Annotated in this window: 15 protein-coding genes; 2 read left to right on the top strand and 13 right to left on the bottom strand. The window is 33.5% G+C overall.

Translation table 11 applies throughout. From position 1 onward, the window contains the following. Window positions 1–22: 22 nt before the first annotated feature. The gene (locus B0A75_RS15650; protein ID WP_089055221.1) at window positions 23–748 is read right to left on the bottom strand and encodes a DUF4198 domain-containing protein; all 726 of its coding nucleotides are present in this window, start codon (window positions 746–748) and stop codon (window positions 23–25) included. A gap of 324 nt (window positions 749–1,072) precedes the next feature. Between B0A75_RS15650 and B0A75_RS15645 the strand changes: the two genes are divergently transcribed. Next, the gene (locus tag B0A75_RS15645; RefSeq protein WP_089055220.1) at window positions 1,073–2,233 is read left to right on the top strand and encodes an MFS transporter; all 1,161 of its coding nucleotides are present in this window, start codon (window positions 1,073–1,075) and stop codon (window positions 2,231–2,233) included. Between the two features lie 58 nt (window positions 2,234–2,291). On the opposite strand, the gene B0A75_RS15640 is transcribed toward B0A75_RS15645, so the two are convergent. The 11 genes from B0A75_RS15640 to B0A75_RS15590 form a co-directional block, all read right to left on the bottom strand. After that, a complete protein-coding gene (locus tag B0A75_RS15640; RefSeq protein ID WP_089055219.1) occupies window positions 2,292–2,660 on the bottom strand; it encodes a hypothetical protein in 369 nt (122 codons plus the stop codon). Further along, complete coding sequence (locus tag B0A75_RS15635; RefSeq protein ID WP_089055218.1) at window positions 2,626–2,976, bottom strand: hypothetical protein; 351 nt, start codon at window positions 2,974–2,976, stop codon at window positions 2,626–2,628. The genes B0A75_RS15640 and B0A75_RS15635 overlap by 35 nt, the downstream gene beginning before the upstream one ends. 9 nt (window positions 2,977–2,985) lie before the next feature. Continuing rightward, entirely contained in the window at window positions 2,986–3,462 is a 477-nt protein-coding gene (locus B0A75_RS15630; RefSeq protein WP_089055217.1) for a DUF6265 family protein, read from the bottom strand. 435 nt (window positions 3,463–3,897) lie between these two features. Further along, window positions 3,898–6,201 carry a type IA DNA topoisomerase gene (locus B0A75_RS15625; protein WP_089055216.1) on the bottom strand — a complete coding sequence of 768 codons (2,304 nt, stop codon included), beginning with the start codon at window positions 6,199–6,201 and terminating at the stop codon, window positions 3,898–3,900. Between the two features lie 331 nt (window positions 6,202–6,532). Further along, window positions 6,533–7,693, bottom strand: coding sequence for an FAD-dependent oxidoreductase (locus B0A75_RS15620; RefSeq protein WP_089055215.1), 1,161 nt, complete (start codon window positions 7,691–7,693; stop codon window positions 6,533–6,535). Between the two features lie 30 nt (window positions 7,694–7,723). Next, window positions 7,724–8,476: a helix-turn-helix domain-containing protein gene (locus B0A75_RS15615; RefSeq protein WP_089055214.1), complete on the bottom strand. Its 753-nt coding sequence runs from the start codon at window positions 8,474–8,476 to the stop codon at window positions 7,724–7,726. A gap of 148 nt (window positions 8,477–8,624) precedes the next feature. Continuing rightward, window positions 8,625–9,704: an acyltransferase family protein gene (locus B0A75_RS15610; protein ID WP_089055213.1), complete on the bottom strand. Its 1,080-nt coding sequence runs from the start codon at window positions 9,702–9,704 to the stop codon at window positions 8,625–8,627. A 97-nt stretch (window positions 9,705–9,801) separates the two neighbouring features. Continuing rightward, entirely contained in the window at window positions 9,802–10,179 is a 378-nt protein-coding gene (locus tag B0A75_RS15605) for a VOC family protein (RefSeq protein WP_089055212.1), read from the bottom strand. A 160-nt stretch (window positions 10,180–10,339) separates the two neighbouring features. Then, window positions 10,340–10,771 (bottom strand): hypothetical protein, encoded by a 432-nt coding sequence (locus B0A75_RS15600; RefSeq protein WP_089055211.1) that lies wholly within the window; start codon window positions 10,769–10,771, stop codon window positions 10,340–10,342. A 183-nt stretch (window positions 10,772–10,954) separates the two neighbouring features. Continuing rightward, a complete protein-coding gene (locus tag B0A75_RS15595) occupies window positions 10,955–11,155 on the bottom strand; it encodes a YqaE/Pmp3 family membrane protein (protein ID WP_089055210.1) in 201 nt (66 codons plus the stop codon). 126 nt (window positions 11,156–11,281) lie between these two features. Then, on the bottom strand, window positions 11,282–11,518 hold the full coding sequence (locus B0A75_RS15590; protein WP_089055209.1) for a helix-turn-helix domain-containing protein: 237 nt from the start codon (window positions 11,516–11,518) through the stop codon (window positions 11,282–11,284). A gap of 111 nt (window positions 11,519–11,629) precedes the next feature. On the opposite strand from B0A75_RS15590, the gene B0A75_RS15585 reads away from it, so the two are divergent. Then, a complete protein-coding gene (locus B0A75_RS15585; RefSeq protein WP_089055208.1) occupies window positions 11,630–11,962 on the top strand; it encodes a hypothetical protein in 333 nt (110 codons plus the stop codon). Between the two features lie 42 nt (window positions 11,963–12,004). Here the strand turns inward: B0A75_RS15585 and B0A75_RS15580 are convergent, their stop codons facing one another. Beyond that, a complete protein-coding gene (locus B0A75_RS15580; protein ID WP_089055207.1) occupies window positions 12,005–12,367 on the bottom strand; it encodes a hypothetical protein in 363 nt (120 codons plus the stop codon). Window positions 12,368–12,776: the final 409 nt, after the last annotated feature.

Raw genomic sequence — 12,776 nt, 5'->3', positions numbered from 1 at the left:
AATCTAAAAAAAAGATTGAAAATTATTTAACCGTGATTAAGTAAGTAGCCATTTTCCAGATTTCATCGTATTTTTTGCCATTGTGTTCACCAGCAGCTTTTTCAGTATAAGCAAATTCTACCATGTAATTTCCAGACCAGATTGGCGTAAACGAAAACTCGCCTTTATCATTTGTCCATAATTCTTTTTCCCAGCCATTTGGAGCGATAACCTTAATTTTTTGCTCCTTTGCAGCTGTACCATCATATAAAGCCACACCATTTATTTTTGAGTCTTTTTTTGTACTATCAGCATTTTCGCTAAATACGCTGATTACATTTTTGTTGGCAGAAGCAGAATTTCCAGCAGTTTTATTTCCAACCACAACAGTTGCGCTAGAGTTATAATCAAGAACCATAGTTCCGTAAACATCTTTTACCTTATGATGCATTACAACAGTATAAACTCCGTCTTCATCAGGAGTAAAAAAGGCTTGATATTTATTGTCTAAAGCTTTTGCAGTAAGTTTTGTTTCTTTTTTTGAAGGAGAAACCAATACTAAACTGAAATCTTTTAAATCAGAAAACCATTTGTCAGCTTTCGTAATGTCATTATCTGAAAATTCTCCAAAGTAAACCGAGATTTCTTGTGCTTTTCCTTTTGTTCCTGCAGCTTTAGTTTCAATCCAAAGCGCGTGTGCAAAAAGTTGAGGTGCCGCAAAAAAGGCTAAAAATAAAAATGTTATTGTTTTTAAAGTATTTGATTTCATATGATCAAGATTAATTTGTTAAGTATGATAATGGTACAAACTTAAAGTTTATTTAGAACAATTAAAAATAAAAATAAAAATCTTTAAAGCTAATTCTTGTTTGATTTGTTAAAACCTTGATTTTGCATTGTATTTGTAAATAATATGCCTCTTAGTATTTTTGCTTTTTATGTATTTAAAGCCATTATTTATTATTAAAATAGAAAGTTGTTGTTCTATTTTTGAACCTAAAACAGTTGAATTGGTATTTTGCAAATAGAAAAAGCAAAAAGGGTCGCAGTTCCTTTTAAAAAGCCCTAATTTTGCAATCTGAAAAAAGCCTTCATGATTTTACCATTCTTTAAAAAAATTCAAAACACACCTAGAGGATATCGTATAGCCAATACTGTATTTTTTTTCCTATCAGGTTTTGGATATTCTTCTTGGGTTTCTAGAATTCCGCATATACAAGCACAATTGCATTTATCTGAAGCCGAATTTGGTGCGGTTTTGTTCGCATTTCCAATTGGATTAATGCTGACAATGCCTTTTACAGGAAAATTGTTGAACAAATACAGCAGCCGGTATATTATGCTTTTAGGAGCAATCATGTTTAATATAGTATTGTCGCTTCCAGGATTGGTTGCGTTTGTATGGCAGCTGGTTTTTGTACTTTTAATTTTTGGAGCTTCGCGTAATATTTTCAATTTATCCATAAATGCACAATCTCTGGAGGTTCAAAAATTATATCCTAAATCGATCATAACTCGTTTTCATGCCGTTTGGAGTATTGCCGTTTTTACAGGTGCGGGTTTAGGCTACGTTATGGTAACGCAGCAAATTGCGCCATCACACCATTTATTAGGAGTAAGCGTTTTTATGATGGCACTTACAGCTTGTTTTTATCCAATGAGTATTCATAATGAACCAGTTCCAGTAAAAAAGAAGTTCTTTTCGATGCCCGAAAAAAATCTGGTAAAATTTGCCTTGATTTGCTTTGTTTCAATGGCCTGTGAAAATACAATGTACGATTGGAGCGGAATTTATTTCGAAAACATACTAAAAGCTTCGCCAAAGTTAACCAGTGCCGCATTTGTCTTTTTTGCAACAGCAGTAACCTTAGGACGTTTGTTTGGCGATTATGGCGTAATGAAATTTGGTACCAAACGAATTCTATTTTACAGCGGCGTTTTAATCACAGTAGGATTTGGGATCTGCTTTATACTGCCATATGCTTATCCAACTATTTTTGGTTATGTTTTAATTGGTTTTGGAGTATCCTGCGTAGTTCCGCTTGTGTTTAGTATTGCCGGAAGATCATCAACATTAAGCAGCGGTTCAGCATTAACTTCTATATCTACTATTGGTTATTTAGGGTTTTTATTAGTGCCGCCAATGGTTGGTTTTATCTCTGAATATCTAAGTATGAAATGGGCTTTTTTAGTAATGGCACTTTTAGGAATACTGATGATTTTTATGGTCAATAAGATAGGGGAGAACGAGTAGATTTTTTTTGAAGGTGCTGAGGTTCTAAGTTTTTTTATTGATTCTTTTTTGTTGAAAATTAGGGATATATAAGTCTTATGATTTCTTGCTTCTCGCTATCATAAAAATAACCATCATTAGCGAATTCATTTACTAAATCAATTTTATAGTTTTCATTAATATGATTAAGGATTTCCAAGAAAGAAAGCAAAGTCTTTCTGGTAGAGCTGCAATTAATGTAGAATAGCTCTTTTTCAACCTGATTTTCTATACAATAAAACCTAAAATCGAAAGTCGTGCTCATTGTTTCTTCTATTCGATTATATTTAAAAATGAAAGAAGTAATTCCACTTTGAATTAGATTGATTAAAAAAGCTCGAATTTCATTGTGCTTGCTGTAGCCATTCCATAGTTCATTCCCAATAGTGTTTAATTTTATGTCTGACATCAGATGGCTTTTTTGGGTTAATGTATAAAACTATTTTACGATCAAAATTGTAAGTTTCAAGCATTATCGGAATCTTACCCTCATAAATATATATATTTTCATTAAAAGTATATTCTATAATTGGCACATAGTAAGTTGATGATACTTCTGGATTGCTTGGACTTCCTACAGCATCACGCCATTTTATCCTTTCTTCAAAGCGAACTATTTTGCTTTCAAGAGGTATAAATGATTTTGGAATAATCGAATATTTTATATGCAAGATGATACCCAATAGGATAATAATGCCGAAAAAAGTTAGGACAATTGTAAACATTCAAAAAATCTACTTTTTAGTCATTACAAACTTCTCAGAACTTGGTTTTCCATTCAAGTTTCCAGAAATTTCGGCGGTTAAAGTATTATCTGCACCTTTCGTATAAGTGATTTTTTGAGGATAATCGTGCTTGGCATTTTCAAAAACCAATTGTTTATCAGACTCTAAAGTTGATGCAAAAGAAACTGGTTTGTCGTCATTTTGCCCTTTTACAGTTGCTTTATACGTTAAAGTTTCTCCAAGCTGAGCTAGAATAATAGACTCAAAATGGATAGTGTCTTTGCCTTTTATAAAATAAGAAGAAGCGCTGAAAGTACTGTCGTTTAATTTTTGCCAGTTTTCAGTAAGAACACCGTCAGTCGATTTGTTTTCCCAATTGCCAATTAGCCAGTCGGCAATTTTGATTTTATCTTTTTCTACAGATTCCTTTTTTTGACAAGAAACAGCTGTTATTACAAGTGCTAATAGAGTAATTTTCTGAAACATATTTATGAGTTTTGATTGCACTAAAGTATGAAAAAAAAGTTTGCCAAGAATTACACGAATTTTCACTAATTAAACTTTGAAAAATTGGAAATGTTTTTGGCATTTCTAAACAGTTTTATTTAAACACATAGAAACATAGATTTTATAGCTAAGAAAGAATGTAAAAAGAAACACATTTCTTTCACATAGAGATACTTTGTGCATTTTTACTAAGTGAAACGCCTTTTTTAACAAACTAGAGCCTATGTTCCTATGTGTTAAAAAGATTACACGCAACAGCTTAGATTTTATATAATACAGGATGAAAATTAAATCTGCCAAAAACTGCATAAAAATCAATTCGTGCAAATTCGTGTAATTAGTGGCAACAAACACGCAAAGCAAAGCAAAGCAAAGAATCATTTTAATCCCATTAATCAGTGGCAAGAAAAAAAACTAAACGCTTTCCTTCAAAATAGAATAAACCAATTCTTTAGTAGGTTTTTGATCTTTCAGCTTGGTGCGTACTTCATCAAAAGTGACTTTAAAATCACAACCCGATTTGTATTCAGCACAGCCGTAGGCCGTTTTTCCTTTTAAGATTGTTCCTTTTTTACATTTCGGACAGGTTAAAGAATCAGATGATTCATTTGTTGTCTGTTTAGCTTGAGTTTTTTTAGGTTCTAGTTTAAGTTTGAAATTTTCTTCAAAACGAATCAAACCTTCAACCGTTCCAGAATCTGTTTTAAAGCCTTTTATATTTACGGTTGACCCTTTTTGAAGCAGTCGCAAGTATTGACTTTCGGTAATTTTTTTATCGGCAAAAACATTAGGCAGGACAAAATCGCAGCCAGATTTATAGTCGCTGCATCCAAAAGCGGATTTTCCTTTGATGAAATTCCCTTTTTTACATTTCGGGCAGGTTTCAGACAAAATTCCTGCAGCTTTCTTTTTTTCTGCTTTAACAACAGGTTTCTGGATTGTTGCTGCGTGCGAAATATTGGCATGTTTGGTTTCGCTTCGTACTTCATAGACTAAAGCTTCAACCATGCGTTTCATGTTTTTTATAAAGGCCGAAGCGGTAAAACTGCCTTTTTCAATGTCTTTCAGTTGTTTTTCCCAAGAACCCGTAAGCTCAGCCGATTTTATTAATTCATTCTGAATTGTATCAATCAACTGAATTCCTGTTGTTGTGGGTAAAACCTGCTTTTTATTTCGAACAATATATTGACGTTTAAAAAGTGTTTCGATAATATTCGCTCGTGTTGACGGACGACCAATACCGTTTTCTTTCATCAATTCGCGCAAATCTTCATCGTCAACTTGTTTTCCTGCGGTTTCCATGGCGCGCAGTAAAGTTGCTTCGGTAAAATGATTCGGCGGTTTGGTTTCCTTTTGCAGAAACGAAGGTTCGTGCGGTCCTTTTTCGCCCACAACAAAACTTGGCAGTAAATCGGCCTCTTTTTCTTTTGCGTTTGGATCTTCAAAAACAACTCTAAATCCTTTTTTTAAGATTTCTTTCCCTGTTGCTTTAAAAGTAACATCGGCAGCTTTTCCAATAACAGTCGTATTTGCAACTAAACAATCATCATAGAAAACGGCAATAAAACGCTTTGTAACAATATCATAAACTTGCTGTTGATTGTATTGCAGATTAATTTCTATTCCAGTTGGAATAATAGCGTGGTGATCTGTTACTTTTTTATCGTTGAAAACCTTAGGCGATTTCTTTATTTTTTTGCCTAAAAGCGGCTGTGTCAGTTCTGCGTAATGCGTTAATTTTTGTAAAATACCCGTTACTTTCGGATAAATATCTCCAGGCAGAAAAGTCGTATCAACTCTTGGGTAGGTAATGGCTTTTTGTTCGTATAAAGATTGTGCAATTTTAAGTGTTTCTTCTGCCGAAAATCCAAATTTTTGATTGCAATACACTTGTAAACCAGTTAAATCAAAAAGTTTTGGTGCATATTCGTTTCCGTTCTTTTTATCAACAGAAACAATTTCAAAATCACTCTCTTTGACTTTCTCGGCTAAAATTTCACCATCTTCTTTTTTCAGAAAACGACCTTCTTCATAACTAAAAAGCGTTTCTCTATATAAAGTCTGTAATTCCCAATAGGGCTGCGGTTTAAAGTTTTCGATCTCTTTAAATCGATCTACAACCATTGCTAATGTCGGCGTTTGCACACGCCCGATAGACAAAACTTGTTTGTAACCGCCATGTTTTACGGTATACAAACGAGTAGCATTCATACCAAGTAACCAATCGCCAATCGCTCTTGAAAATCCAGCGTAGAATAAATTATCGTAGTTTTCAGAAGGTTTTAAGTTGTCAAAGCCTTCTTTTATCGCTTCGGTAGTAAGAGATGAAATCCACAGACGTTGTATTTCACCTTTGTAATTTGCTTCGTTCATCACCCAGCGCTGAATTAATTCTCCTTCTTGCCCGGCATCTCCGCAGTTTATAACCAATTCGGCTTTGTCAAAAAGGCTTTTTATAATTTTAAACTGCTTTTGGATTCCTGAATTCTGAACTACTTTGGTTTCAAATTTATCAGGAAGCATTGGTAAATTGTTCAAATCCCAGCTTTTCCAGTGCGGTTTATAATCGTTAGGTTCTTTTAAGGTGCATAAATGTCCAAAAGTATAAGTCACAGCGTAACCATTGCCTTCGTAATACCCATCGTGTTTGGTATTGGCACCCAAAACGGATGCGATTTCACGTGCTACACTTGGTTTCTCAGCAATACAGACCTTCATTTTTCTCCTTCTTATTTGAAGGCGCAAATTAAGAATTTTTTATAAGAAAGGCGCAAAGGTTCTTAGGAACAAAGGGACAAAGTTTTTTTAAATCACGTATTGGTATTTTTTTTATTTCATTTTATGTCATCTCGACGAAGGAGAGATCACACAAGGAACTCCACAATCTAAATCGACAATTTTTGTCAAATCCCGAGTGTGATTCCTTGTTCCTCGGAATTGACAAGATTATTAGCAATAGTAGAATTTAAAACGGTTTGATCCAGCAAAAATACAAGAGAATTAAGAGTTCCAACATCTTAGTACCTCAGAACCTTAGCATCTTAGTCTCTTAGTCCCTCACAAAAAAATCCAACATCATTTTCAAGGCATTTTCTGAATGCATTTTATCACCATTTTCAAGAGATTCTTGCGCCGCTTTAGAAGCTCTTTTACGCATATTCAATTCATAAAACGAAATGGCTTCTTGCAAGGTATTGTATTTATTAGAAGTTAAACATTCGCTTAATTCCAAAGCATCAAGCATCGCCATATTAGCGCCTTCGCCAGCAAAAGGAGGCATTACGTGAGCAGCATCTCCAATAATCGTGGCATTTGGCAAAGCTTCCCAAGTTTGATTTAAAGGCATGCAATAAATAGGTCTCGGAATAAATGGCGTTGTAACGTTCTCGAATAATTCATACCAAATCGTGCTCCATTCTGGATATTCATTTTTGAACCAATTTAGTATTTGTATTTTGTCTGAATAATCTAAACCGCTGTCTGCAGTCCAGTTTTCATTGGCTCTAAAACTCGCGTAAAAACCAAGATCACCGCCGCCTTTTTGCCCAAGTAATATATTTTTGTTATTTCCAAAAGCCATAATTTTTCCGCCTTTGCATAACGAATCAATGTTAGGAACTGCTTTTTGAGAATCGTAAACATTGCCTTCGAGCATAGTTATGCCAGAGTAAATAGGTTTGATAGTTGTAATATAAGGACGTATTTTAGAATTTGCCCCATCAGAACCAATAACAACATCTGCATAAACTGACGAACCATTTTTAAAATGCAGCAGCCAGCCGTTATTCTGTTTTTCCATCGAATCAAAATGACTGTTCCAAACTACTGTTTCGGGTTGTAAAGACTCGAGCAGTATTTTTCGTAAAGCACCGCGATCAATTTCAGGACGAAAATATTCATTGTCAAAATCTTCATCACGATTGGTATCATGATCGCTAAAAAATATAGCAGCCTGTTCGTTTACGATTAGAGTTTTATCGGCACCGGGAAGAAAATTGTTTTTAAACTCATCAAATAAATCAGCTTTTCGAATCGCGGCAAGTCCAGAATCGTTGTGTAAATCGAGCAGCGAACCTTGTACTCTTGCATTTTTATTCAAATCCCTTTCATAAACCTTTACATTCACGTTTTGCAGCTGTAAAAGTCTTGCCAATGTTAGTCCGCCGGGACCGCCGCCAATAATGGCTACTTGTTTATTTTGTAGTAACATCTCGTATAGTTTTAGTAATACGAGGCAAAATTATTGTTGTTTCAGGACCGATAATAGTATAAATCGGTCATCTTTATTTTTTAAGAGCTCGCTGGGAACAACGCCTGAGAATTTTTTAATTTCTTTTATAAAATGAGTTTGATCGGTAAAGTTTAATTCGGGAAAAAGTCTGCCTTTTGCAATATGCTGTAACGAAGCTTTGAAACGTAGAATTTTGCAAAAAGCATTTAAGGAAAGTCCAAATTGTTTATTAAAATATCGGTTTATTTCTCGGCTGCTCCAAGCTATTTTTTCTGAAAGTTCTTTTACTTTTATTTCGCCGTTTGAAGCATAAATAAGTTCAAAAATCTGCCGTTTTCTTTCGTCTATTGTTTGAGGCAAAAGTTCTTTTAACTGCGCTGTTATTTTTTGCTGAAAAGCTTCAAAATCTTTCAAATCATCGGGATTAATATTCCAAAAGTCTTTTGGAAGTTCTTTGGCGCTGTTTAAAATATCGGCAATCGAAGTCTGCAAAAGATACTCGACACCAAGCGGTTTAAAACTTACTTTAAACGCAAGTGTGTGAGGCGGAATAACTCGTTCTTCGGGTATTGTTTCCAACCCGATTAATATAATCTGAAAAGGCGCTTGATCGGATTGCAGAAAAAACAAATCAACTCTTCCGTCTGGCATTAAAACGACTTCTTTTGCTTTATCTGACGGATTGCAGAACATACCAATGTTTTCTACAAAGTCTGCAAGCGGCTCTTCTGGCAAAAGAAAATTATAATAGAAGTCGTTCATTTGAAATGAGTATTTAGCTGTAAAAACGCCAAGTTTTTGTTCAATGAATTTATAAAAAAAAACTTGGCGTCTCAGCGGCTTTGCGTGAAAATTTCGCGCTTGTATTAAAACTTATATTTCTTTGCTGAAGAGGTATAAAGTTTTCTAATTACACTTTCTTTCTTCTATCAGTAAGATATTTTCTAATTGGAGTATCATACAAAACCATAGTCAAATAAGCGAAACCAAGCAAAAGTGCTGTTCCTGCAATTATAATCAAAGTCAGCTCGCCAACTGCGGGTTTGTATTTGGTGTAATAACCTGCAAAAATCCACATTACGGCATAATGCGTCATGTATAAAGGATAAGATATTTTTCCGAAGAAAACACAAATTTTTCTAAAACCTTCTGTTAATGAAGCTCCAGCGCCTAATGCAATCAATAAAGGAAAATACAGTAAAACTACCAAAGGTTCTGTAAGCCAGTTCCAACCAGAAAACGGCATTACAAATGTTAACAGCAATAATACAGACAACCCAATAAATCCAAGTTTTGATTTAATAATCCAGTTTGATCGGTAAATGAGCATTCCTGCTAAAAAAGAAAACGAAATACGAGCGCAGCCATCCCAAAAAGTTTCTCCGCTCCATCCGCCCATCAACGAACCTCCTGCGCGATAACTAACAAAACAAATTCCTGCAGCAGCTAAAAGAGTTAGTAAAAAAAGCCATTTACGGCTTAATTTATGCAGGAAAAGCGCATAAAGAATATTAGCAATATATTCCCAAAACAAAGACCATGCGGGCGCATTTAAACCAAATATATTGAAATAACGATCTGGCATTACAGGAAAAGGAATTAAAAGCAGCGAAGTAATAAATAACAAAATTAATCTGCCAGTATCATAAGTTGCCGAATGACCGCTGAAGGGATCAAAAAGAAAGGCAAGGAAACCCAATACAGCACCAAAAATAACTAACGGATGTAATCGTATTAACCTAGATTTAAAGAACTCCTTAACTCCCATTTTGCCAATACGATCGTGATAAGCGTAGGCGATAACAAATCCTGAGAGACAAAAGAAAAAGTCAACGGCTAAAAAACCGTGCGCAATAAAATTTTCTTTGGGCGGATAAACGATTTCCATAAAATGAAAAACTACGATTGCCAAAGCCGCAATTCCTCTTAAGCCGTCTAGGATTTCAAAATGTTGTTTGGTCTTTAAAATTTCGGTATCAGATTTTGTCATGTTAATAGGTTATTTTTTTTTCGTGGTTTATAGATTAGATTTTTTTTAGCGTTTGCTTTTAGTAGTAGTTGTGATGCTTGTAAAATTGTTTTTTTAGTTATTCACGATTTGAGTTTTTCTGCAAATTAAAAACCGTGCCTGCTGGATCCATAATCCAATGCATGTCTTTTGGAATTTCCTCAATTTCGTCGCAGGTTTCTACGCCATTTTGCTTTAAATAATCCGTCGCTTTATCGACATCGGGAACGGTTAATTGCAGCCAAGTTTCAGAATGGGTGTAATTATCCACACAATCCAGCCAAATGACATTGTGACCAAATTTAACCGAATGTGTTTTTGAAACGGTCGGATTTGTTATTGCCACTTCTTTTACTTCTAGTTTTAAAATGTCGCGATAAAAAGCTACAGTTTGATCGTATTTTTGCTTCGGAATTTTAATTGCGATATTTATTCCTGCTTCAAAATTTGTTTCCATAATTAAAATAGGTGTTAGAAAGTTACTTGCTGGAACTTGATTTTTTATGAATTTACAATCTCATTCGCAAAGATTGATTTTTTTTGTTAATAAACTAAAAAAAAGCTGCAGAAAATAATTTCCTGCAGCTTTCTTGATAAGCATTTGCTCTTGTATGTTGTTATATCTTAAAAATATCGATTTTTTTCATCCACGGAATTTGCGAATCTAAAAATTGAAGTTTTGTTTTAACAATTTGGTCTGTTTTATCTCTAGGATTTTTGGTTACAAATCTCGCTTTCGAAGTATTAAAATCTAAGGTGTATTTTTCGTTAAGATCTTCTTTTTTGTTGGTAGAAAAGGTAATCATATTGTCTTTCACAGTCCATTTTCCTTTTCCATATTTGTTAGATTCTGGCGGAGTTCCACCTTGTATTTTGGAATAGGAATGAAACTCAAAAGTGCCATCGGGATTTAAACTCAGTTTGTATTCGATTATATGTTGTTTCCCGTCGTCCGAAAGTGAACGTGTATAATCGCCTGCAAATTGACTGGATTGTGCGAATAAAATCGAGTTGAAAATAAAAAGTAAAATGCTAAGTATTAGTTTCATTGGTTTAGGTTGTTTTAAAAACGAGTTAAAAAGTTTTTTTAAAAGTAATTCGTTTTTACTGAAAAACCTTACGTAAAGCCGTACTATTTTATAAAATAATATTTAAACAGAATGAAGTTGTTTTTTTAAAGTCTGGAAAGTAATAAAGTCCCAGCGGGACGATATGTTTATAGCATTTTTATTTTAAGATTTGGTTTTCATCGCTTTTATTAGTTTCTCATTACGTTTATCGGCTCTTGAATTCTGTAGAGAAATAACAGCCCAAATTGCCGCAGGAATCCAGCCAATTAAAGTTATTTGTAAGATGAGACAAATAATAGAAGTGAATATTTTTCCTCTCAAAAAGAAAGAAGCAAAGGGAAAGAAAATTGCAATTAGCGTCATGCTTTTTTGGTTTGTAAGTTTAATAATTTATAAGAAGAAAAAACACAAAGTCAATCTTGAAAGTTTTTGAGATTGCGCAGAGTTTCATTAAAACTCTTCGTCGAGCAATTAAAAATCAAAGAAGTATTACAAATCCTTAATTAATTCGCTCGGATGAACTTTTAAAGCTTGTGCAATTTTAAATAAAGTTCCTATTTTCATTTCCTGTGAGCCTTTAATATATTTTCGTAAATTTTCTACATCCATTTCAGCATCATGGGCAACCTCTCTTGTTTTTAATTCATTGTTGTTTATCACATCTTTTATCTTAATTCCCAGTTCTTTTACGACTTCTGGAATTTCACTTTTTCTTTCTCTTTTCATAGAAATGAAATTACAAGTAATTGATTGTTTTGATATGATTGTTAAAAATCGATTGTTTTCAACCGAATTTTATATATTTGTTTAAAATTGTAAATTAAATCTTATATAATAATGGGAGTGGAAAACGAAGAAAAATTCAAAAAATTAATGCGTTATTATTTTGAAACTCTAAAATCGGCTAATAAAGAAAATGAGCAGTATGCTGCTAAAGTTGCGTTTTCAAGTTATTATGAACTTGGCTGCACTATTAATGAAATGTTGAAACTATGTATTTTAGGTGTAGAAAACGACGTGCATAAAATTTCAGAAACAGATATAAGAACAACTATTAATCTGCCTTTGATTTTAGAAGTTGTGCACAAGCTTTTTCCTTTGGATGCATTCGAATTTCTGGATGAAATAGATGAAATGTTTCTTAAAAAAGTTCAAAATCTAGAAGAATAATCCCGTGTTAACAGTCAGTATTTATAAGGTATTTTGCAGTGTTTATTTTTTAATATAGATTTCCCGAATTTTATTTCCGAACGCTTCCGTTTTTTGGACAGCTTTTAATTTTGTCATTTTTTTATTCACCTTAAATGCTCGGATAGTGGGAGTTTGCAAAGTCAAAATGCGTTCATTGTAGGTATAGGAACCAATAATTTTTGTTGGTTCAGCGAGGACATCGTTTTCAATGTCTTCGATCAAAGTATAAGTATTGTCTTGATTTAATTGAAGAGTAAAAATTTGCCCAAAACTAAAACCGTCATAAGCAGGATCTGTAAAATACCTATGTTCAAAATTACCAATTGGTTTATCCTGTGCATTTGCAGCTGCGCAAAAAAATAAAAAAAGCAGTAGTGTTTTCAATGTGTTTGTTTTTGTTAGTATTTAATGCCTCGCTGCGCAATCTTGTTTATTCAATTTTGAGTTTGTTAATTCTTTTTCTGAACAATAAAAACTCTACTGTGGTAAGAAATAGATAAATTATTGAAAAAAGGGCAAGCCTTTTTAAAACAGTTACATTGTGTACGCTAATATCAATCAATAAATTAACAAGGATAAAAATGACACAAAATAATGGTATTCCTAAAAATGCTAAAAGTGACCAGTAGAAATTATTTCTGATTTTTTCTTTCAAATTTAGAAAAATTGCAAACGAAGAGATAATCATCGCAATAAAATATACAGCAGAAAAACCTAGATTTATTATGAGATCTAAAATCTGTACAAATTTTTCAAAGGAATTTCCCTCGACCATCTTTGTTTCTGAAATCAC

Origin of the sequence: Flavobacterium oncorhynchi (assembly GCF_002217355.1) — a bacterium.
Lineage (GTDB): Bacteria > Bacteroidota > Bacteroidia > Flavobacteriales > Flavobacteriaceae > Flavobacterium > Flavobacterium oncorhynchi.
The sequence above is the reverse complement of the archived record's forward strand: the minus strand, read 5'-3'. Positions and strand labels throughout refer to the sequence as shown.